Origin of the sequence: Kitasatospora sp. NPDC048365 (assembly GCF_043200835.1) — a bacterium.
GTDB lineage: Bacteria > Actinomycetota > Actinomycetes > Streptomycetales > Streptomycetaceae > Kitasatospora > Kitasatospora terrestris.
Genome location: NZ_JBICYJ010000026.1, coordinates 106464 through 127031, shown reverse-complemented (window position 1 = coordinate 127031; position 20568 = coordinate 106464). Strand labels below are relative to the sequence as shown.

Here is a 20568-nt window from a genome sequence, read left to right as displayed (position 1 = left end):
GCCTGGCTGCCCCGCGCGCAGGCCGCCGCCGACCACGCCGCCGCCGTCGGCGACGACGGCATCGCCTCCGACCTCCTGGGGCAGCTCCTCGCCGAGCCCCCCCCCCCCCCCCCCGCCCCCCCCCCCCCCCCCCCCGCCCCCCCCACCCCCCCCGCGTCGTACTTGTCGACCCGGTACGGGCGGCTGCCCTGCATCTCCGACTTGAGGATGTTCGACCGGTTGGTGAAGCGCTCGATCGAGATGTCGTGCTCGGCGAGGAACTCCAGCACCGAGGCGTGGATGGTGTTCACCACCGGGGTGGAGGCGTAGATCGCGTCGTCCGACTTGAACCGGCTGGCCCAGGTCGCGTCCGTCCACGCCTGCCGCATGCAGAACGGCTCCGGCAGGCCGATCGAGCCGCCGAGGAAGGTCAGCAGGGTCGGCATCCGGTGGAAGGGCGCCCGGACGGCCTGGCGGACCACCTCGTCGTCGTCGACCAGCGGCAGCTGGACGGTCTGGTTCTCCCAGCGGCGGAAGGTCTTCGGGATGTCCTTCTCCTTGGGCTTCGGCTTGGCGCCGAACCAGGGCACCAGCGGGCCGAGCGCGTGGCCCGTCACGTGCACCTGGAGGTTGTTGTGCAGCACCACGACCTCGACCAGCATCGTGGTGACCAGCTGGCCCTTGTGCAGCACGTACTGGATGGCGATCCGGTGGCGCGGGTCGCTGCCGAAGGTCTGCCGGTTGGCCACCTCCTGGACGGCGAAGTCGCGCATCCGGAAGTTGTCCATGTCGGCGCCGCCCGGCCGCCCGATCTCGTCGGCGCCCTCGGGGATGTCCTGCACCACCCACTGGGTGATGGTGGCCTTCGGCATGCCGCCGTTGGGGACCTCGCTGCTGGTCAGCCGGCCGAGCCGCTCGGTGATCCGGCGGGTCAGGTCGGCGGTGTGGAAGACCCGGAAGTCCTCCTGCCCGTCCGCCGGCCTGAGGTCCTCGCGCAGGCCCCAGTCGCCCCAGCGGGCGCCCACCCCGAGGATGCCCTTGGACCCGGCGTAGTGGTGGATATTGGTCTCCTGCTCGGCGCCCACCCGGTCCAGCGCGGCCTTCAGGTCGACCGCCTGCTTGTCCAGGTGGTCGCGGGGCACCGCCTTCGGCACGGTCGCCGCCACCGGGCTGCCGCCGACCAGGTCGCCCCAGCGGGCGCGCTGGGCCAGCACCGAGCGGACCACGATCCGCTTGGCCAGGAACCAGCCCGCCACCGGCGCCAGCATCATCACCCGGACGTACAGCGACCACGGGCCGGAGACCGGCGGACGCAGCGCGAACAGCAGGGCGAGCCCGCAGGCGAGCAGCAGCGCGAGGGTGCCGTAGAAGCCGTCCCGGGCGGCACTCTGGTTGCGGCCCAGCCAGGCCTTGGCCTGGTAGGCGGCCAGCCAGATCAGCGCACCGGGCAGGAAGGCGATGCCGAACACCAGGGTGATCAGCGAGAGTTGCCGGTCCCGGGCGTCGCGCAGGTCCTGGGCGGCGAGGCAGTGCTCGACCACCATCCGCGCGTCGGTGCCGAAGGAGGGGACCAGCGGGAGCCGCTTGGCCGAGAGTGTCCGGTCGATCAGGGCGCGGCTGAACGCCTCGCCCGCGCTCGGACGGAACAGCTCCGACCGGCCGGGCTTCCACTTCACCCCGGCGAGGCCCTCCAACTCCTTGTACTCACCGGTGCGGTACGCCGCCGAGGAGAGTGCCTGGGTGACCGCGGTCTGGTTACCGACGTCCGTCCGGGGTATCTGCGCGCCCGGGGTCATGTCGAGCGTACTCATCTGGCGAGTTGCCCCTCCTCCCCTTGTCAGCGGCAGGTTACCGTGCCACCGCCCGGCCGCGCGGATGATCGTCTGATCCGTGGTCACATCTCGGCCGTTGCCCGGCTTCCCGGTGATGGTGCCCACGATGGGGCAGGATCAGACGTATGGCCGATGACATCTCGCGCGATCCGGTGCTGGTCTTCGACGGGGACTGCGCCCTGTGCACCACCTTCGTCCGCTGGGCCGAGCGCTACCCGCGGGCGAGCCTCTCCTCCGCCGGCTGGGACGCCGTCCCCTCGCAGCGCGCGGACCTCGCCGCGCTGGCCGACTTCACCGGCGGCGAGGTCACCCCGGACCGGGCGGAGCGCGAGCTGCTCTGGATCACCCCGGCCCGCCGGGTGTACGGGGGCGCCCAGGCGGTCGCCGGGCTCCTGATGCGCTCCGGCGGCGCCTGGGCGTGGGCCGGCGCGCTCCTCGCCCTCCCGCCGGTCCGGCCCCTCGCGGACGCCGTCTACCGCTTCGTCGCCCGCCACCGGCACCAGCTCCCGATCGGCACGGCGGCCTGCGAGGTCCGCTGAGCGGTCAGGAGGCGTGCTCGTACCGGCTCGCGAGGTTGGCCGGCATGGGGGCGTGGCGGACGTAGCTGCGGGTGAACTCGGCGGTGCCGTGGGCCAGTGACCGCAGGTCGACGGGGTAGTGGGTCAGTTCGAGCTCGGGGACCTCGGCACGGACCAGGCTGAGGCCGGGGCCGCCGGTCTCGGTGCCCAGGACGTGGCCGCGGCGGGCCGAGAGGTCGCCGAGGACGGCGCCCTGGTACTCGTCGGGGAGCAGCACCCGGACCTCGTCGACCGGCTCCAGGAGCTGGACCTTGGCGTGCGCGGCGGCCTCGCGCAGGGCGAGGGCGCCGGCCGTCTGGAACGCGGCGTCGGAGGAGTCGACCGAGTGCGCCTTGCCGTCGGTCAGGGTGACCCGGACGTCGGTCATCGGGTGGCCGTGGATGCCGTGGGCGAGCTGGGCGCGGACGCCCTTCTCGACCGACGGGATGAAGTTGCGCGGGACGGACCCGCCGACCACCTTGTCGACGAACTCGAAGCCGCCGCCGGGCAGCGGCTCCACGGTCAGGTCGCAGATCGCGAACTGGCCGTGCCCGCCGGACTGCTTGACGTGCCGGCCGTGGCCGCTGGCCGGGCCGCCGAAGGTCTCGCGGAGCGCGACCTCGTACGGCACCGTGTCGACGTGGACGCCGTGCCGGCCGCGCAGCCGGTCGAGGACGACCGCCCGGTGGGCCTCGCCGGTGCACCACAGGACGAGCTGGTGGGTGTCGGGGTTCTGCTCGACGCGCAGTGCCGGGTCCTGGGCGGCGAGCCTGGCGAGCGCCTGGGAGAGCTTGTCCTCGTCGGCCTTGGAGTGGGCCTCGACGGCGATCGGCAGCAGCGGTTCGGGCAGCGGCCAGGGCGGCAGCACGGTGGCGTCGGAGGCGAGGGTGTCGCCGGTGCGGGCGCCGGCCAGCTTGGCGGCGCAGGCGAGGTCGCCGGCCGTGGCGTCCGGTACGGGGCGCTGCTGCTTGCCGAACGGGCAGGTGAGCGCGGTGACCTTCTCGTCGGGCTGGCCGGCGAGGTGGACGGTGGTGTCGGGCCGCAGGGTGCCGGAGAAAACCCGCAGCAGGCTGAGCCGGCCGACGTAGGGGTCCTCCCCGGTGTGCACGACCTGGGCGGCGAGCGGCCCGTCGGGGTCGCAGGCGGGCAGGTCGTCGGCGCGGTCGAGCGGGGAGGGGAAGGCGGCGGCGACCAGGTCGAGGAGCTCGGCGCAGCCGCCCGCCTCGGGCGCGGGGGAGGCGGCCAGGACGGGGTGCAGGGTGCCCTGGAGGAACTCCCGGCGGACGGCGGCGGTGAGCGCGGCGGTGTCCAGCTCCTCGCCCTCCAGGTAGCGCTCCAGCAGGGTGTCGTCCTCGCCGGCGATCGCCTCGACCAGGGCGGCGCGCTCCTCGCCGAGGTCGCCCGGGTCCTGCGGATCGCCGCGGCGCAGGCCGGTGAGCAGCTCGGTGGACCCGTGCAGGTGGCCCTCGCGCAGGTCCCAGTGGTGCAGCGGCCGGACACTGTCGGGGTGGCCGTCGCCGAGGGCGTCCTGGAGCACCAGCAGGGTCTCGTCGAGCCGGACCCGGGCGGTGTTGAGGTGGGTGAGCACGACGGCCCGCGGGATGCCCGCGGCCGCGCACTCGCGCCAGAGCGCGAGGACCGGCCGGGACACCTCGTCGGTGGCGCTGTGGACGAACACGGCGGCCTCGGCGGCGCGCAGCGCGGCCCGGAGCTCGCCGGCGAAGTCGGCGTAGCCGGGCGCGTCCAGCAGGTTGATCTTGGTGTCCTGCCAGGCCAGCGGGAGGAGCGAGAGCTGCACCGAGCGCTGCTGCTGGTGCTCGATCTCCTCGTGGTCGGCGACGGTGCTGCCCTCGGGGACGCTGCCGGCCCTGGTGAGGGCGCCGGCGGTGAGGGCGAGGGCTTCGGCGAGGGTGGTCTTTCCGGCTCCGCTGGCTCCGACCAGCACCACGTTGCGGAGCCGGTCGGGTCGTTCGACGGTCGGTGCGGGGGCGTGCGTGGCTGAGCGGTCAGGCATGGCTGACCTCCGAGGGGGCGTGGGGCGGCAGAGCTCGCGATCAGCGTGGATACCATTGTCCAGCCGGGCGGGCCGATCCGCTCGGCCGCCTGCCGGCCGCCGTGGCCCGGGTGGAGACCGGTGAGATCGGAGCGGACCGGAAGGCCATGCTCAACAAGTACGCGCGTGCCTTCTTCACACGTGTCCTGACGCCGTTCGCCGCGCTGCTGCTGCGCTGGGGAGTGAGCCCGGACGCGGTGACGCTGATCGGTACGGCCGGCTCGGTCGCCGGTGCGCTGGTGTTCTTCCCGCGCGGGGAGTTCTTCTGGGGCACCATCACGATCACCCTGTTCATCTTCTCCGACCTGGTCGACGGCAACATGGCCCGCCAGGCCGGGCGTTCCAGCAAGTGGGGCGCGTTCCTGGACTCGACGCTGGACCGGGTCGCCGACGCGGCGATCTTCGGCGGCCTGGCCATGTGGTACGCGGGCAAGGGCGCCAACGAGCTGCTCTGCGCGGTGGCGATCTTCTGCCTGGCCAGCGGCCAGGTGGTGTCGTACACCAAGGCGCGCGGCGAGTCGCTGGGCTTCCCGGTGAACGTCAACGGGGTGGTCGAGCGGGCCGAGCGGCTGGTGATCAGCCTGGTCGCGGCGGGCGTCGCGGGCCTGGCGACCTTCGGGGTGCCGTACGTGGAGTGGCTGCTGCCGTTCGCCCTGTGGGTGGTCGCGGCGGGCAGCCTGGTGACCGTGTTGCAGCGGATGCTGACCGTCCGCCGCGAGTCCTTCGAGCTGGAGGGCGCGGCGGCTGTGGCGGAGGGGGCGGGTCAGGAGTGAAGGAACGGCTGGTCGACGGGGCGTACGCGGCAGGCTGGGCCGGGCTGAGGCACCTGCCCGAGCCGGTCGCCCGCGGCCTGTTCAACACCATTGCGGACGTCGCCTGGCGCAAGCAGGGCAAGGGCGTGCTGCGGCTGGAGGCCAACCTGGCCCGCGTCCACCCGGACGCCGACCGGGCACGGCTGCGCGAACTGTCCCGGGCCGGCATGCGCTCCTACCTGCGGTACTGGATGGAGTCCTTCCGACTGCCGACCTGGAGCCTGGAGCGGATCGCCGGCGCGATGACCTGCAAGGGCATCGAGCAGCTGAACGAGGCGATGGCGGCCGGGCGAGGCGCCGTCCTCGCGCTGCCGCACATGGGCAACTGGGACCTGGCCGGGGCGTGGATCGCCTCGGCGGGCGGGTACCCGTTCACCACCGTCGCCGAGCGCCTCAAGCCGGAGTCGCTGTTCGACCGGTTCGTGGCGTACCGCGAGGGCCTCGGCATGGAGGTGCTGGCGCTGACCGGCGCCGACCTGTCGGTGATCGGCACCCTGGCGCGGCGGCTGCGCGACGGCAAGCTGGTCTGCCTGGTCGGCGACCGGGACCTGTCGGAGGCCGGCATCCAGGTGGACTTCTTCGGCGAGCCGACCCGGATGCCGGCCGGCCCGGCGGCGCTCGCGCTGCGCACCGGCGCCGCGCTGTTCCCGGTGACGCTCTGGTACGACGGCCCGCACATGCGCGCCGAGATCCACCCCGAGGTCGTCCCCTCCGGCGAGGGCGACCGGCGGGAACAGAGCGCCGCGATGACGCAGGCGATGGCCGACGTGTGGGCGGAGGGGATCCGCGAGCACTCCGTGGACTGGCACATGCTGCAGAAGCTGTGGCTGGCGGACCTGACGCCGAGGGGGGCCGGGAAGTGAAGATCGGCATCGTCTGCCCGTACGACTGGGACGTCCCCGGCGGCGTGCAGTTCCACATCCGGGACCTCGCCGAGCACCTGATCCGGCTCGGGCACGAGGTGTCGGTGCTGGCCCCCGCCGAGGACGACGAGGCGCTGCCGCCGTACGTGGTCTCCGCCGGGCGGGCCGTCGCCGTGCCCTACAACGGCTCCGTCGCCCGGCTGAGCTTCGGCTTCCTGTCGGCGGCCCGGGTGCGGCGCTGGCTGCACGAGGGCCGGTTCGACATCCTGCACGTCCACGAGCCGGCCTCGCCGAGCCTGTCGATGCTGGCCGCCTGGTCGGCGAACGGGCCGATGGTGGGCACCTTCCACACCTCGAACCCGCGCTCCCGGGCGATGATCGCGGCCTCGCCGATCCTCCAGCCGAGCCTGGAGAAGATGAGCGCCCGGATCGCGGTCAGCGAGTACGCCCGGCGCACCCTGGTCGAGCACCTGGGCGGCGACGCGGTGGTCATCCCCAACGGCGTCGACGTGCGGTTCTTCGCCGACGCCGAGCCCGAGCCGGCCTGGCAGGGCCACGCGCCGGACGGCGGCGCCGGGACGATCGGCTTCATCGGCCGGATCAACGAGCCCCGCAAGGGACTGCCGACGCTGCTCGCCGCGCTGCCGCGGATCCTCGCCGAGCGGCCCGGGGTGCGGCTGCTGGTCGCGGGCAAGGGCGACGAGGCGGAGGCCGTGGCCGGCCTGGCGCCCGAGGTGCGGGCGCAGGTCGAGTTCCTCGGGATGGTCACCGACGAGGAGAAGGCCAGGCTGCTGCGCAGCGTCGACCTCTACGTGGCGCCGAACACCGGAGGCGAGAGCTTCGGCATCATCCTGGTCGAGGCGATGTCGGCGGGCGCCCCGGTGCTGGCCAGCGACCTGGACGCGTTCCGGCAGGTGCTGGACGGCGGCTCGGCGGGCGAGCTGTTCCCGATCGAGGACGCGGACGCGCTGGCGGACGCGGCGGTGAAGCTGCTCGGCAACCCGCAGCGGCTGCGCGAGCTGCGCGAGGCCGCCTCGCGGCACGTGCGCCGCTTCGACTGGGAGACGGTCGGCGCCGAGGTGCTCTCGGTCTACGAGACGGTCACCGACGGCCGCCCGCCGGTCGCCGACGTCGAGCCCACCGGCTGGCGGGCCCGCCTCAAGGGCTGAGCCCGCCGGGCGGTCAGGCCGGGCGCGGGCGGAAGGTGCCGCCGTAGGCCGGGAGTTCGACCGTGTGACCGTAGCGGTCGAGCTGCGCCCAGGGACGGTTGATCCCGGCGCTGCCGTAGGTGCGGACCCGGCTCACGGCGTCCAGGTCGAGCACGTCCACCAGGATCTCCTCCCCGGTGCCGGCCTGCTGGCGGACGATGCCCTCGGGGTCGACGATCGCGCTCTGTCCGACGCCGGCCGGGTCGGCGGCGTTGAGGTTGACCACGTAGAGCTGGTTGGTCCAGGCGTTGGCGCGGGCGCAGACCAGCTCCATCTCGCGGTCGCGGGTGGTGGTCAGGGTCGGCTGGATCATGACTTCGGCGCCGAGCCAGCCGAGCTGCCGGGCGGTCTCCGGGAACGAGCCGTCGTAGCAGATCGCGAGCCCGGCCCGGCCGATCCCGGGCAGGTCGAAGACGGTGAACCCGGTGCCGGGCTCGGTGGTCTCGTACGGCTGCCAGGGGAACACCTTGCGGTACGCGGCGGCGATCTCGCCCTCCGGGGAGACCGCGACGGCGGTGTTGTGGATCAGGCCTTCGGCGGTGCGCTCGTACAGGCTGCCGGGGACCAGCCACAGCCCGGTCTCCCGGGCGAGCGCGCAGATCCGGTCGGTGAGCGGGCCGGGGATGCTGACGGCGGCCTCGGCCGCCCACGCGGCGCGGGCCTGGAGCAGCGGTGCCTCGGCGGCGAGCATCAGCTCGGGGACGACCACCAGTTGGACGTGCGGGAAGGTGTCCCGGGTGGCCCGGACCCGGTCGGCGAAGCGCTGCCAGGTGGCCTCCAGGTCGTACGGGACGGGGGTGGTCTGCAGGGCGGCGACGGCGAGGGTGCGCATCGGGATCAGTCCTCCGGGGCGGGGTCGGTGGCGGGGGCGGCGACGACGGTGGTGCGGCCGTCGCGGAAGAAGCGGGGGAAGCGGAGGCGGGCCGCGGCGGCGGCGAGGGCGCCGAGCACGATCGAGCCGATGCCGAGCAGGAACACGCCGCCGACACCGCCGACCGAGGTGGTGCCGTAGCCGGGGTCGTAGGTGTCGGCCGCGGTCCGGACGAAGGCGGCGATCATCATCAGGCCGCCCGCCAGCGGCAGGACGCCGCAGAGCAGCAGGTCGCGGGCGGAGCGGCGGAGCCGCCGCCGGAAGTACCAGGCGCAGGCCAGGCCGGTGACGCCGTAGTAGAAGGCGATCAGCAGGCCGATCGAGAGGACGGCGTCGCCGAGGAAGTCGGCGGAGACCGCCGTGAGCACGGTCAGCAGCACGGCGGCGAGCACCCCGAAGACGGCCGTGCCGAAGGCCGGGGTGCCGTGCCGGGGGTGGATCCGGGCGAAGCGGGCGGGCAGCGCCCCGTGCCCGGCCATCGACAGGGTGGCCCGGGAGCTGCCGACCAGGCAGGTGAGCAGTGCCGCGACGGCGGAGACGCAGACCGCGAGCCGGACGACCTCGGCCGCCGCGCCGCCGAGGACGGAGGGCGCCAGCCCGGCGAGCACGTCCGCGGCGTTGTCCGGGTTGCCGAGGCCGAGGCCCGCGGTTCCGGTGCCCGCGTAGGAGATGGCCGCGAAGGCGGTGAAGAGGTAGGTGGCGAGCAGCACCAGGGTGGAGATCACGGCGGCCCGGCCGGGGGTGCGGGCGCTGTCCCTGGTCTCCTCGTTGGCGGTGATCAGGGCGTCCCAGCCCCAGTAGATGTACAGGCAGAGCACGACCGCCTCGGCGAACGGGCCGAAGCCGTCGAAGCCGCGCGGGTCGAGCCAGGAGAGCGAGGGCGCGGCGGCACCGTCGGCGCCGAGGGCGGCGACGCCGAAGGCGGCCAGGGCCAGCAGCTGGAGGCCCAGCAGCGTGTACTGCACCGCGGCGGCGAGCTGGAGCCCGCGCCGGGCCAGCAGGGTCGCGCCGGCCAGCAGCAGGACCGCCGTCACGGTGACGGCGAGCGGGCTGTCGGCGAGCGGGCCGGCGCCGACCAGGTCGAGCAGGTGGGCCGCGCCGACCTGGGCCAGGGCGGTCATGGCGAGCACGGTGGCGAACTGGACCACCCAGCCGCCGGACACCCAGCCGGCGAACGGCCCGAAGACTCGGGTGGTCCACACGAACGTGGTGCCGCAGTCCGGCATCTCCCGGTTGAGCTCCCGGAAGGCGAAGGCGGTGAGCAGGATCGGGACGAAGCCCAGTAGCAGGGCCGAGGGGGCGGTGGTGCCCGCCACCACGGTGACGAGGCCCAGCGTCACGGCGATCGAGTACGTCGGGGCGACCGACGACAGGCCGAGGGCGACGGCGCCGAGCAGGCCCACGGAGTCGCGCCGCAGTCCCTTGCCGCCGGTGCCGGTGGGTGGGTCGTCGAGTCTCGTGCCGATGGTCACGGGGTGCTCCGGGGGTAGCAGCCAATTTCTTAAACGCTGATTTAAGAAAAGGTCCTCCCGGGCGTCAAGAGCTGCTGAGGTATCGTTACGGTCAAGTTCAGCTGAACGGAGGTCGCCGATGGGCAGGCGCAAGGATCAGGAGGGCCGACGGGCCGCGCTCGGCGAGGCGGCGCAGCGCGCCCTGCTGCGGCGCGGCCTGGAGGGCCTGCGGCTGAAGGACGTCGCCGAGGAGGCCGGGATCACGCCCGCCGCGGTGCTGTACTACTACGGCGACCTCGACGAGCTGATGTACGAGACCTTCCAGCAGGCGATCGAGCGCTTCTGTCGGGCCCGCGAGGCGGCCGTCGAGGCGCTGCCGGACGCCCGGGAGCGGCTGCGGGTCTGCGTGGACTCGGGCGTCGCCACCGGGCCGGACGACCTGCTGCCCCGGCTGCTCTTCGAGTACTGGCCGCGCAGCCTGCGCGACCCGAAGGCGGCCGCGCTGGACAGCGCGCTCACCGAGCGGCAGGTCGCCGTCTACTACGGGGTGCTGGTGCTCGGCCAGGCCCAGGGCCACTTCGCCCTCGCCGAGTCGCCCCGGCTGCTCGCCGCGAGCCTGGTGGCGATGGAGGACGGCTTCCAGATGGAGATCCTGGCGGGCCGCCGCACCCGGGAGGACGTGATCGGGGCGCTGCACGCCTTCCTGCGGGCGACCACCGGCCACGACCCCGCGGCCGCCCCGTAGGGTGGGGCCCATGCCTCAGATCTCTGTTGACTACTCCGAGCGGCTCGCCGACTCCTTCGACCGGCGGGCCTTCGGGCTCGCGCTGAACCGGCTCGCGGTGAAGCTGATCGACGCCAAACCCGAGAGCTGCAAGGTGCGCTTCCGGCGGGTGGAGGAGTCGGTGGTGGGGGCGGACGCCGACACGTACGCGCTGGTCTTCGTGCAGTTCCAGATCTTCCCCGGCCGGTCGCCCGAGGCGAAGGCGGCGCTGAGCGAGGCGGTGCTCGCCGAGCTGCCGGCGCACCTGGGCGACCTGTCGGCGCCGGTGGACGCGGCCGTGGACATCAAGGACATCGACCGCGACTGCTACCGCGGCACGGTCCTGGCGCCCTGACCGACCCGGTACCGTAACGCCCCGTGAGTACCTGGATCTGGGCCATCGCGGCCGTCGTGCTGTTCGCCGTCTACCTCAGCTGGACGGCGGGCCGGCTCGACCGGCTGCACGCCCGGATCGACGCGGCGAAGGCCTCGCTGGACGCGCAGCTGGTGCGCCGGGCGTCGGTGGCGATGGAGCTGGCCACCTCCTCGCTGCTGGACCCGGCGGCGTCGATCCTGCTGTACGAGGCGGCGCACGCCGCCCGGCAGAGCGAGGACGAGCACCGCGAGGTGGCGGAGAGCGAGCTGAGCCTGGCGCTGCGCGCGGTGCTGGAGCAGCCGGAGCAGGTGACGGCGCTGCTGGAGGCGCCCGGTGGCGCGGAGGCTGTGAAGGATCTCACGGAGGCGGTCCGCCGGGTGCCGATGGCCCGCCGGTTCCACAACGACGCGGTCCGGGCGGCGCGCGCGGTGCGCGAGCACCGTTTGGTCCGCTATTTCCGACTTGCGGGCCGGGCGCCGTTCCCGATGGCTTTCGAGATGGACGACGAACCTCCCGTGGCGCTCACTCCGGAGGGCGCGCCCGCGTAGGATTCTGTTGCCTGTTTGTCGTATGCGGAACGCGGGTCTGGACCGGATGGAGCATGGGTAAGGACCGTTTCGGGCCTACGATAGGGCGATAGCACTGGTTCATCTTCGAGTGAGGTCTCACGTGTCCACCACCCCCATCACCGCAGACCAGCCGCAGATCGGCACCGCCCGCGTCAAGCGCGGCATGGCCGAGCAGCTCAAGGGCGGTGTGATCATGGACGTGGTCAACGCCGAGCAGGCGAAGATCGCCGAGGACGCCGGTGCGGTCGCCGTCATGGCGCTGGAGCGGGTCCCCGCGGACATCCGCAAGGACGGCGGCGTGGCCCGGATGTCCGACCCGAACATGATCGAGGAGATCATCGCCGCGGTCTCCATCCCGGTCATGGCCAAGTCGCGGATCGGCCACTTCGTCGAGGCCCAGGTCCTCCAGTCGCTCGGTGTCGACTACATCGACGAGTCCGAGGTGCTCACCCCGGCCGACGAGGTCAACCACTCCGACAAGTGGGCGTTCACCACCCCCTTCGTCTGTGGCGCCACCAACCTGGGCGAGGCCCTGCGCCGCATCGCCGAGGGCGCGGCCATGATCCGCTCGAAGGGCGAGGCCGGCACCGGCAACGTCGTCGAGGCGGTCCGCCACCTGCGCCAGATCAAGAACGAGATCGCCAAGCTGCGCGGCTTCGACAACAACGAGCTGTACGCCGCCGCCAAGGAGCTGCGCGCCCCGTACGAGCTGGTCCGCGAGGTCGCCGAGCTCGGCAAGCTGCCGGTCGTGCTGTTCTCCGCCGGTGGCGTCGCCACCCCGGCCGACGCCGCCCTGATGCGCCAGCTCGGCGCCGAGGGCGTGTTCGTCGGCTCCGGCATCTTCAAGTCCGGTGACCCGGCCAAGCGCGCCGCCGCCATCGTGAAGGCCACCACCTTCTTCGACGACCCGAAGATCATCGCCGACGCCTCCCGCAACCTGGGCGAGGCCATGGTGGGCATCAACTGCGACACCCTGCCGGAGACCGAGCGCTACGCCAACCGCGGCTGGTAATCGCTCCGCCCTGCCGGCCCGCCGCAGCGCCCCGGGCGCGCGGCGGGCCGTGTCACGTACGACCCCGATCCAACCGAAGAGGTAAGCAGTGAGCACCCCCGTCATCGGCGTCCTGGCCCTGCAGGGCGATGTCCGCGAGCACCTGGTGGCGCTGGCCGCCGCCGACGCCGTCGCGCGGCAGGTGCGCCGGCCCGAGGAGCTGGCCGAGGTCGACGCCCTGGTGATGCCGGGCGGCGAGTCGACCACCATCTCCAAGCTGGCCGTCCTCTTCGGCCTGATGGACCCGCTGCGCGAGCGGGTCGCCGCCGGGATGCCGGTCTACGGCACCTGCGCGGGCATGATCATGCTGGCCGACAAGATCCTCGACGGCCGGGACGACCAGGAGACCGTCGGCGGCATCGACATGACCGTGCGCCGCAACGCCTTCGGCCGGCAGAACGAGTCCTTCGAGACCTCGATCCCGTTCGAGGGACTCGAGGGCGGCCCGGTCAACGGCGTGTTCATCCGCGCCCCCTGGGTCGAGGCGGTCGGCGCCGGCGTCCAGGTGCTCGCCGAGCTGCCGGCGGCCGACGGCCCGGACAGCCGGATCGTCGCGGTCCGCCAGGGCAACCTGCTCGCCACCTCGTTCCACCCCGAGCTGACCGGCGACCACCGGGTGCACGAGTACTTCGTGCGCATGGTCAGTGGTTCCTGAGGGTCACCGGTAAGATCTCTTCTGTTCAATTCCCTTTTGGCGACGTAAAGGAGCTGGCGATGTCCGGCCACTCTAAGTGGGCTACCACCAAGCACAAGAAGGCCGTGATCGACGCCAAGCGCGGCAAGCTCTTCGCCAAGATGATCAAGAACATCGAGGTGGCGGCGCGCACCGGCGGCGGCGACCCGGCCGGCAACCCGACCCTCTACGACGCCATCCAGAAGGCGAAGAAGAGCTCCGTCCCGATCGACAACATCAACCGCGCCGTCAAGCGCGGTTCCGGTGCCGAGGCCGGTGGCGCGGACTACTCGACCATCATGTACGAGGGCTACGGCCCGAACGGCGTCGCCGTCCTGATCGAGTGCCTCACCGACAACCGCAACCGCGCCGCCTCCGACGTGCGCGTCGCCATGACCCGCAACGGCGGCTCGATGGCCGACCCGGGCTCGGTCTCGTACCTCTTCAACCGCAAGGGCGTCGTGATCGTCCCCAAGGCGGACGGCGTGGACGAGGACAAGCTCTTCGAGGTCGTCCTGGACGCCGGCGCGGAGGAGGTCAACGACCTCGGCGAGTCCTTCGAGGTCATCTCCGAGGCCACCGACATGGTCCCGGTCCGCACCGCCCTGGTCGAGGCCGGCATCGACTACGACTCGGCCGACGCCAACTTCGTCCCCAGCATGCAGGTCGAGCTGGACGTCGACGGCGCCCGCAAGATCCTGAAGCTGATCGACGCCCTCGAGGACAGCGACGACGTCCAGAACGTCTTCGCCAACTTCGACATCAGCGACGAGGTCGGTGCGCAGCTCGACGCCGAGTGAGACGCCGTACCGTCCGGCCCGGTGCTCCCCGAGGGGAGTGCCGGGCCGGTGTCGTTCGGCCGGTTGTCCGACCCGACCGGTAGCCTTCGCAGTCGGACGAGAGGCGAGGCCACATGGTGCGGGTGCTGGGCGTGGACCCTGGGCTGACCAGGTGCGGAGTCGGCGTGGTCGACGGCGCGCCCGGGCGGCCGCTGCGGATGGTCGGCGTGGGCGTGGTCCGGACTCCGGCGGACGCCGAGATCGGGCAGCGGCTGCTGCAGATCGAGCAGGGCCTGGAGCAGTGGTTCGACGAGCACCGGCCGGAGCTGGTCGCGGTCGAGCGGGTCTTCGCGCAGCACAACGTCCGGACGGTGATGGGCACGGCGCAGGCCTCGGCCGTCGCGATGCTGTGCGCCACCCGGCGGGGGATACCGGTCACCCTGCACACGCCGAGCGAGGTCAAGGCGGCCGTCACCGGATCCGGGCGGGCCGACAAGGCGCAGGTGACGGCGATGGTGACCCGGCTGCTGCGGCTGGACGCGCCGCCCAAGCCCGCCGACGCGGCGGACGCGCTGGCGCTGGCCATCTGCCACATCTGGCGCGGCGGGGCGACGACCAGGATCGAAGCAGCGCTGGCGGCGAACCGCGCCGTCCCCGGCAACCGGTGGGTGCACGGTCGGTCGCGCCCCGCGGCGCAGCCGCCGATCGATCGGGCCTCGCGCCCCTGACGGGGCACTCGTTCAGCGAAAGGGTTCTACGTTGATTGCCTTTGTGCAGGGGCCGGTCGCGGCCATTGCGGGCGGGGTGGCCGTCGTCGAGGTCGGGGGCGTCGGGATGGCGGTGCTGTGCACGCCCACCACGCTGGCCGGGCTCCGGGTGGGGGAGCCGGTGCGACTGGCGACGTCGCTGGTGGTGCGGGAGGACTCGCTGACGCTGTTCGGGTTCGCGGACGACGACGAGCGGGCGACGTTCGAGGTGCTGCAGGCGGCGCCGGGTGTGGGGCCGAAGCTGGCGCAGGCGATGCTGGGCGTGCACAGCCCGGACGCGTTGCGGGTCGCGGTCGCGTCCGGTGACGAGAAGGCGCTGATCGCGGTGCCGGGCATCGGCAAGGCGAAGGCGGCGAAGCTGCTGCTGGAGTACAAGGACAAGCTCGGCGCCCCGCACGGGACGGTGCCGGCGCAGAAGCCGGTGGCGTCCGGCCCGGCGCCGTGGCACGAGCAGCTGCACGCGGCCCTGGTCGGCCTCGGCTACGCCCCGCGCGAGGCGGACGACGCGGTCGCCGCGGTCGCGCCGGAGGCGGAGCTGCAGTCGACGCCGGACGTCGGCGTCCTGCTGCGGCTGGCGCTGCGCGGCCTGAACAAGGCCCGCTGAATCTCCCTGACGATCTGTCCCCCTGTCGACAAATGGAGCGGTTCCCGATGAGCCCGTACGAGTCCGACCCCGCCGACCGCATCGTGGCGGCGTCCGCCGACGGTGAGGACCAGGCGGTGGAGGCGGCGCTGCGGCCGAAGCTGCTGGACGAGTTCATCGGGCAGGAGCGGGTCCGCGAGCAGCTGTCGCTGGTGCTGCAGGCGGCCCGGCAGCGCGGCACGGCGCCGGACCACGTGCTGCTCAGCGGCCCGCCCGGGCTGGGCAAGACCACGCTGTCGATGATCATCGCGGCGGAGCTGAACGCCCCGATCCGGATCACCTCCGGCCCGGCGATCCAGCACGCCGGCGACCTGGCGGCGATCCTCTCCTCGCTCACCGAGGGCGAGGTGCTGTTCCTCGACGAGATCCACCGGATGTCGCGGCCCGCCGAGGAGATGCTCTACATGGCGATGGAGGACTTCCGGGTCGACGTGATCGTCGGCAAGGGGCCGGGGGCGACCGCCATCCCGCTGGAGCTGCCGCCGTTCACCCTGGTCGGGGCGACCACCCGGGCGGGCCTGCTGCCGCCCCCGCTGCGGGACCGGTTCGGGTTCACCGGGCACATGGAGTTCTACGCGCCGGCCGAGCTGCAGCGGGTGGTGCACCGCTCGGCGAACCTGCTGGACGTGGAGATCGACCCGGCCGGCGCCGCGGAGATCGCGGGGCGCTCGCGCGGGACGCCGCGCATCGCCAACCGCCTGCTGCGTCGGGTGCGGGACTTCGCCCAGGTGCGGCACGACGGTGTGGTGACCGTGGAGATCGCCGCCCGGGCGCTGGACGTGTACGAGGTGGACGCCCGTGGTCTGGACCGGTTGGACCGTGCGGTGCTGGAGGCGCTGCTGAAGCTGTTCGGCGGCGGTCCGGTGGGCCTGTCGACGCTGGCGGTGGCGGTGGGCGAGGAGTCGGAGACGGTCGAGGAGGTGGCCGAGCCGTTCCTGGTCCGGGAGGGCCTGCTGGCGCGGACGCCGCGGGGCCGGATCGCGACCGCGGCGGCCTGGCGGCACCTGGGGCTGACCCCGCCGCTGCAGCAGGGGCGGGGCGCGGTGCCCGCCCAGGCCGAACTGTGGGGATCCGCGGAGGAGCGCTGAGAGAAACCGTGCATGCCAAGGGTCGCCACTTTCGGCGGCACACTGGCATGCTTGGCGTTGTCCGATCAGTGCGGGTCGCCTAGACTCCGCCGGACCGCCCCTCTCACCCGACGGGCCGACGTACACGCACTGGCCGCCCGGCAGGCGGCCCGTAAAGGACCCTGGCTGTGGCTAACCTTCTTATCTTCCTCCTCCCGCTCGTGGCGATCTTCCTGATGTTCCGCTCTCAGAAGAAGCGCCAGTCCCAGCAGCAGCAGATGCAGACCGCGCTGCAGCCGGGATCGGGCGTGCGCACCATCGGCGGCATGTACGCCATGGTGAAGGCGGTCAACGAGGAGACCGTCGAGCTCGAGATCGCCCCGGGTGTGGTGGCCCACTACATCAAGGGCGCCATCGCGGCCGTCCTGGAGCCCCTCGAGTACGACGCGATCATCAACGGCCGCCCGCTCGAGGAGAGCGAGCCGGAGGCGGACGACGCCGCCGAGAAGCCGCTGAGCCTCGACAAGGACGGCGACAAGACCGGCGATTCGGACGAGGCCACCGCCAACGGTGAGGCTCCCGAGAGCAAGTAGTACGGTTCGGGGCGCAACCCCGACCACTGCGGCATCCGCCGCAAGCCCACAGGACCTCAGGGCCGCCGCGCGCCGGTCCCGCCCGTCCGCCCTCCGCGAGGGGGAGGAGGGCGCGATGCGCGGCGGCATGGACAGGGAGAAACGAGCAAGGTGGCAACACCCAAGTCGCGCCCGCGCGACGGCTACCCGGGACGGGCGCTGGCGCTCATCCTGGTGGTGACCGTCGGGCTGGTCGCCCTCATGTTCGGGACGGGTCACAAGACGCCGCGTCTCGGAATCGACCTCGCCGGTGGTACCAGCGTGACGCTGACCGCGAAGTCGGACGATCCCTCCGCCATCAACAAGTCCAACATGGACATCGCGGTCGGGATCATCCAGAAGCGCGTCAACGGCATGGGTGTCTCCGAGGCGGAGGTCCAGACCCAGGGCGACAGCAACATCATCGTCAACATCCCCGACGGTGGTAACACGCAGGCGTCGGTGGAGCAGGTCGGCGAGACCGCCAAGCTCTACTTCCGTCCGGTGCTGGCGCTGGCCCCGACCGGTGTCCAGGCCCAGGCCTCCCCGTCGCCGTCGGCCACCGCCTCCGGTGCTGCCGCCTCCCCGAGCGCCTCCGCGTCCGCCTCGGCGGCCGCCGGCTCCCCGAGCGCGAGCGCCTCGAAGGCCGCCTCCCCGAGCGCCAGCGCCTCCAAGGCCGGCCGCGCCGTCTCCGGCGCGCTGATGGCCGACCCGACCGCGTCGGGTTCCGCGAGCGCCTCCGGTGCCGCCTCGCCGAGTGCCGCCGCCGGATCCCCGAGCGCCGCCGCCTCCGCGCCGTCCGCCGCCGACCTGTCGGCCGCGATGACCCAGGGCACCGTCCCGCCGGAGCTGCAGCAGCAGTTCGCCGCGCTGGACTGCTCCGTCCCCGCGCAGCGCCTGAACTACCAGAAGTCGAACGACACCGCCGCCAACACGGTCGCCTGCTCGTACGACGCCGAGAGCGGCCTCTGGTACAAGTTCGCGCTCGGCGGCGTCGCCGTGAACGGCCAGGACGTCTCCAAGGCGCAGGCCGCCTTCGACACCCAGAGCGCCGGCGGCTGGCAGGTCCTGCTGAACTTCGACGACGCCGGTTCCAAGGCGTTCGCCGACACCACGGGCAAGCTCGCCGCCCAGGCCACCCCGGCCAACCAGTTCGCGATCGTGCTCGACGGCAAGGTGGTCTCCCACCCGTACGTGCAGACCGCGATCACCGGCGGCTCCGCGCAGATCTCCGGCTCGTTCAGCCAGGAGGAGGCCAAGTCGCTCGCCAACGTGCTGAGCTTCGGCGCCCTCCCGCTGGACTTCGTGAAGAGCGACGTCACCACCGTCTCCCCGCAGCTCGGCGGCGAGCAGCTGAAGGCGGGCCTGATCGCCGGCCTGATCGGCATGATCCTGGTGGTCGCCTACTCGCTGGTCTACTACCGCGGCCTCGGCCTGGTCTCGATCGCCGGTCTGGTCGTCTCGGCGGCGCTGACCTACTCGATCATGAGCCTGCTGGGCGCCGGCATCGGCTTCGCGCTCAACCTGCCCGCGGTCTGCGGCGCCATCGTCGCGATCGGCATCACCGCGGACTCCTTCATCGTGTACTTCGAGCGCATCCGCGACGAGGTCCGCGAGGGCGCTCCGCTGAAGTCCGCCGTGCAGCGCGCCTGGCCGCGCGCCCGCCGCACCATCCTGGTCTCGGACTTCGTGTCCTTCCTGTGTGCCGCGGTGCTGTACCTGGTCTCGGTCGGCAAGGTGCAGGGCTTCGCCTTCACCCTGGGCCTGACCACCCTGCTCGACGTCGTGGTGATCTTCCTGTTCACCAAGCCGCTGATCACCCTGCTCGCCCGTACCAAGTTCTTCGCCAGTGGCCACCCGTGGTCCGGCCTGGACCCGAAGCGCCTCGGCGCCCGTCCGCCGATCCGCGGCGGCCGTCGCCGTCCCGCCGCCGCCAAGGAGGCCTGACCCATGTCTCTGCGCAACATCGGTCACCGGCTCTACCAGGGCGAGGTCAGCTTCGACTTCGTCGGCAAGCGCAAGATCTGGTACTCGATCTCCGGCGTGATCGTCCTGGTCGCGGCCATCGGCCTGGCCATGGGCCTGCACCTGGGCATCGAGTTCAAGGGCGGCTCGGTCTACACCGTGCACAAGCCCGGCCTGACGGTCTCGCAGGCCCAGGACGCCGCCAACAAGATCACCAACTCGACCACCCCGCTGGTCCAGTCGACCGACAAGGGCGACGTCCGGATCCAGGTGAGTGCCGAGAACTCGATCGAGGCGAGCACCTTCACCACGGAGCTGTCCAAGGACCTCGGCGTGCCGCAGGACCAGATCAGCGCCCAGGTGATCGGCCCCAGCTGGGGTGACGAGATCTCCAAGAAGGCCCTGCTCGGCCTGGTGATCTTCATGGTGCTGGTCACCATCTACCTGGCCATCGCCTTCGAGTGGCGGATGGCACTGGCCGCCCTGGTCGCCCTGATCCACGACCTCCTGATCACCATCGGCGTGTACGCCCTGGTGGGCTTCGAGGTCACCCCGGGCACCGTGATCGGCTTCCTGACCATCCTCGGCTACTCGCTCTACGACACGGTCGTCGTCTTCGACACCGTGAAGGAGAACACCCGGGGCCTGACCAAGCAGAGCAAGCTGACCTACTCCGAGGCCGCCAACCACGGCCTCAACCAGACCCTGGTGCGCTCCATCAACACCACGGTCGTCGCTCTGCTCCCGGTCGCCGCGCTGCTGTTCATCGGTGGCGGCCTGCTCGGTGCCGGCACCCTGAACGACATCTCGCTCGCGCTGTTCATCGGCCTCGCGGCCGGTGCCTACTCCTCGATCTGCGTCGCCACCCCGCTGCTCGCGCAGCTCAAGGAGATGCAGCCGGACATGAAGGCGCTGGCCAAGAAGGTCGCGCTGCGCCGCGCCTCCGACGCCAAGGCCGCGGCCGAGGCCGCCGAGCGGGGCGACGTCCCCGACGGCGAGGAGTTCGAGGACGAGGAGCTGCCGGCGGGTATGGTCGGTCAGCGTAACCAGCCGGTCAGCCGGTCCCGTGCCAAGGGCCGCCCGTCCGGCAAGCGCTGACCCCGCCCCGACGCTAGGAACCCCCGTGACCTCCACCGACACCGCCCTGACCGAGCTGCTCAACAGCCGGATCAAGGACGTACCCGACTACCCGAAGCCCGGCGTCCTGTTCAAGGACATCGCTCCGCTGCTGGCGGACGCCGAGGCTTTCGGGGCCCTGACCCGGGCGCTCGCCGACCGGGCCGTGGCACTGGGTGCGACCAAGGTGGTCGGTCTGGAGGCGCGGGGGTTCGTGCTCGCGGCCCCGGCGGCGTTCGCCGCCGGGCTCGGCTTCGTGCCGATCCGCAAGAAGGGCAAGCTGCCCGGCGCGGTCTTTGCCCGCTCGTACGACCTGGAGTACGGCTCGGCCACCCTCGAGGTGCAGTGCGACGCCTTCGCCCCCGGTGAGAAGGTGCTGGTCGTCGACGACGTGCTGGCCACCGGCGGCACCATCGCCGCCTCGCTGGACCTGGTCCAGGAGGCCGGCGCCGAGCTGGTCGGCGTGGTCGTGCTGATGGAGCTCGGCTTCCTGCCCGGCCGCGAGCGCCTGGTGCCGCACCTGGGCGGCGCGCCCCTGGAGACCCTGATCACGGTCTGAACC

21 protein-coding genes are annotated in these 20568 nt (G+C 72.6%); 17 read left to right on the top strand and 4 right to left on the bottom strand.

Going from position 1 to position 20568, the window contains the following annotated elements; all coding sequences use genetic code 11:
• A partial coding sequence (locus tag ACGFX4_RS25500; protein ID WP_393078657.1) for a hypothetical protein occupies window positions 1–1790 on the bottom strand: 1790 nt, incomplete at its 3' end.
• Between the two features lie 146 nt (window positions 1791–1936).
• Here ACGFX4_RS25500 and ACGFX4_RS25495 point away from each other — a divergent pair.
• Window positions 1937–2350: a thiol-disulfide oxidoreductase DCC family protein gene (locus ACGFX4_RS25495; protein WP_393078654.1), complete on the top strand. Its 414-nt coding sequence runs from the start codon at window positions 1937–1939 to the stop codon at window positions 2348–2350.
• A 4-nt stretch (window positions 2351–2354) separates the two neighbouring features.
• On the opposite strand, the gene ACGFX4_RS25490 is transcribed toward ACGFX4_RS25495, so the two are convergent.
• Window positions 2355–4382, bottom strand: a complete 2028-nt coding sequence (locus ACGFX4_RS25490) for an elongation factor G-like protein EF-G2 (RefSeq protein ID WP_393078651.1) — start codon at window positions 4380–4382, stop codon at window positions 2355–2357.
• Between the two features lie 146 nt (window positions 4383–4528).
• On the opposite strand from ACGFX4_RS25490, the gene pgsA reads away from it, so the two are divergent.
• Genes pgsA through ACGFX4_RS25475 form a run of 3 tightly spaced genes read left to right on the top strand, consistent with a single transcriptional unit; the run spans window position 4529 to window position 7265 of the window.
• Window positions 4529–5194, top strand: a complete 666-nt coding sequence (pgsA, locus tag ACGFX4_RS25485; protein WP_345702048.1) for a phosphatidylinositol phosphate synthase — start codon at window positions 4529–4531, stop codon at window positions 5192–5194.
• The gene (locus ACGFX4_RS25480) at window positions 5191–6096 is read left to right on the top strand and encodes a phosphatidylinositol mannoside acyltransferase (protein WP_393078648.1); all 906 of its coding nucleotides are present in this window, start codon (window positions 5191–5193) and stop codon (window positions 6094–6096) included. Before pgsA ends, ACGFX4_RS25480 begins: the two co-directional genes overlap by 4 nt.
• Complete coding sequence (locus ACGFX4_RS25475) at window positions 6093–7265, top strand: glycosyltransferase family 4 protein (RefSeq protein WP_393078645.1); 1173 nt, start codon at window positions 6093–6095, stop codon at window positions 7263–7265. The genes ACGFX4_RS25480 and ACGFX4_RS25475 overlap by 4 nt, the downstream gene beginning before the upstream one ends.
• Window positions 7266–7278: 13 nt before the next feature.
• On the opposite strand, the gene ACGFX4_RS25470 is transcribed toward ACGFX4_RS25475, so the two are convergent.
• The gene (locus ACGFX4_RS25470) at window positions 7279–8136 is read right to left on the bottom strand and encodes a carbon-nitrogen hydrolase family protein (protein ID WP_393078642.1); all 858 of its coding nucleotides are present in this window, start codon (window positions 8134–8136) and stop codon (window positions 7279–7281) included.
• Window positions 8137–8141: 5 nt separating this feature from the next.
• Complete coding sequence (locus ACGFX4_RS25465) at window positions 8142–9647, bottom strand: APC family permease (protein ID WP_393078639.1); 1506 nt, start codon at window positions 9645–9647, stop codon at window positions 8142–8144.
• A gap of 118 nt (window positions 9648–9765) precedes the next feature.
• On the opposite strand from ACGFX4_RS25465, the gene ACGFX4_RS25460 reads away from it, so the two are divergent.
• The 13 genes from ACGFX4_RS25460 (at window position 9766) to ACGFX4_RS25400 (ending at window position 20565) form a co-directional block, all read left to right on the top strand.
• Window positions 9766–10371 (top strand): TetR/AcrR family transcriptional regulator, encoded by a 606-nt coding sequence (locus tag ACGFX4_RS25460; protein ID WP_393078636.1) that lies wholly within the window; start codon window positions 9766–9768, stop codon window positions 10369–10371.
• Window positions 10372–10381: 10 nt separating this feature from the next.
• Window positions 10382–10744 carry a 5-carboxymethyl-2-hydroxymuconate Delta-isomerase gene (locus ACGFX4_RS25455; RefSeq protein WP_393078633.1) on the top strand — a complete coding sequence of 121 codons (363 nt, stop codon included), beginning with the start codon at window positions 10382–10384 and terminating at the stop codon, window positions 10742–10744.
• A 23-nt stretch (window positions 10745–10767) separates the two neighbouring features.
• Window positions 10768–11313, top strand: a complete 546-nt coding sequence (locus ACGFX4_RS25450) for a hypothetical protein (RefSeq protein ID WP_393078630.1) — start codon at window positions 10768–10770, stop codon at window positions 11311–11313.
• A gap of 121 nt (window positions 11314–11434) precedes the next feature.
• Window positions 11435–12346 carry a pyridoxal 5'-phosphate synthase lyase subunit PdxS gene (gene pdxS / locus ACGFX4_RS25445; protein WP_345700245.1) on the top strand — a complete coding sequence of 304 codons (912 nt, stop codon included), beginning with the start codon at window positions 11435–11437 and terminating at the stop codon, window positions 12344–12346.
• 88 nt (window positions 12347–12434) lie between these two features.
• A complete protein-coding gene (gene pdxT, locus ACGFX4_RS25440) occupies window positions 12435–13040 on the top strand; it encodes a pyridoxal 5'-phosphate synthase glutaminase subunit PdxT (protein WP_345700246.1) in 606 nt (201 codons plus the stop codon).
• Window positions 13041–13099: 59 nt separating this feature from the next.
• Window positions 13100–13858, top strand: coding sequence for a YebC/PmpR family DNA-binding transcriptional regulator (locus ACGFX4_RS25435; protein ID WP_393078626.1), 759 nt, complete (start codon window positions 13100–13102; stop codon window positions 13856–13858).
• 116 nt (window positions 13859–13974) lie between these two features.
• Window positions 13975–14565 (top strand): crossover junction endodeoxyribonuclease RuvC, encoded by a 591-nt coding sequence (gene ruvC / locus ACGFX4_RS25430; protein ID WP_393078662.1) that lies wholly within the window; start codon window positions 13975–13977, stop codon window positions 14563–14565.
• A gap of 31 nt (window positions 14566–14596) precedes the next feature.
• Complete coding sequence (gene ruvA / locus ACGFX4_RS25425) at window positions 14597–15208, top strand: Holliday junction branch migration protein RuvA (RefSeq protein ID WP_393078623.1); 612 nt, start codon at window positions 14597–14599, stop codon at window positions 15206–15208.
• A 47-nt stretch (window positions 15209–15255) separates the two neighbouring features.
• Window positions 15256–16335: a Holliday junction branch migration DNA helicase RuvB gene (gene ruvB / locus ACGFX4_RS25420; protein WP_393078620.1), complete on the top strand. Its 1080-nt coding sequence runs from the start codon at window positions 15256–15258 to the stop codon at window positions 16333–16335.
• A 167-nt stretch (window positions 16336–16502) separates the two neighbouring features.
• A complete protein-coding gene (yajC, locus tag ACGFX4_RS25415; protein ID WP_393078618.1) occupies window positions 16503–16907 on the top strand; it encodes a preprotein translocase subunit YajC in 405 nt (134 codons plus the stop codon).
• A gap of 150 nt (window positions 16908–17057) precedes the next feature.
• Entirely contained in the window at window positions 17058–18872 is a 1815-nt protein-coding gene (gene secD / locus ACGFX4_RS25410; protein ID WP_393078615.1) for a protein translocase subunit SecD, read from the top strand.
• Window positions 18873–18875: 3 nt separating this feature from the next.
• A complete protein-coding gene (gene secF, locus ACGFX4_RS25405; RefSeq protein ID WP_393078613.1) occupies window positions 18876–19988 on the top strand; it encodes a protein translocase subunit SecF in 1113 nt (370 codons plus the stop codon).
• A gap of 25 nt (window positions 19989–20013) precedes the next feature.
• A complete protein-coding gene (locus ACGFX4_RS25400; RefSeq protein ID WP_393078610.1) occupies window positions 20014–20565 on the top strand; it encodes an adenine phosphoribosyltransferase in 552 nt (183 codons plus the stop codon).
• Window positions 20566–20568: the final 3 nt, after the last annotated feature.

Bases quoted from the DNA above. Each gene is read 5' to 3' on its own strand.
- ACGFX4_RS25495 (WP_393078654.1), top strand. From the start codon at position 1,937: ATGGCCGATGACATCTCGCGCGATCCGGTGCTGGTCTTCGACGGGGAC.
- ACGFX4_RS25490 (WP_393078651.1), bottom strand. From the start codon at position 4,382: ATGCCTGACCGCTCAGCCACGCACGCCCCCGCACCGACCGTCGAACGA.
- pgsA (WP_345702048.1), top strand. From the start codon at position 4,529: ATGCTCAACAAGTACGCGCGTGCCTTCTTCACACGTGTCCTGACGCCG.
- ACGFX4_RS25470 (WP_393078642.1), bottom strand. From the start codon at position 8,136: ATGCGCACCCTCGCCGTCGCCGCCCTGCAGACCACCCCCGTCCCGTAC.
- ACGFX4_RS25460 (WP_393078636.1), top strand. From the start codon at position 9,766: ATGGGCAGGCGCAAGGATCAGGAGGGCCGACGGGCCGCGCTCGGCGAG.
- ACGFX4_RS25455 (WP_393078633.1), top strand. From the start codon at position 10,382: ATGCCTCAGATCTCTGTTGACTACTCCGAGCGGCTCGCCGACTCCTTC.
- ACGFX4_RS25435 (WP_393078626.1), top strand. From the start codon at position 13,100: ATGTCCGGCCACTCTAAGTGGGCTACCACCAAGCACAAGAAGGCCGTG.
- ruvB (WP_393078620.1), top strand. From the start codon at position 15,256: ATGAGCCCGTACGAGTCCGACCCCGCCGACCGCATCGTGGCGGCGTCC.
- secF (WP_393078613.1), top strand. From the start codon at position 18,876: ATGTCTCTGCGCAACATCGGTCACCGGCTCTACCAGGGCGAGGTCAGC.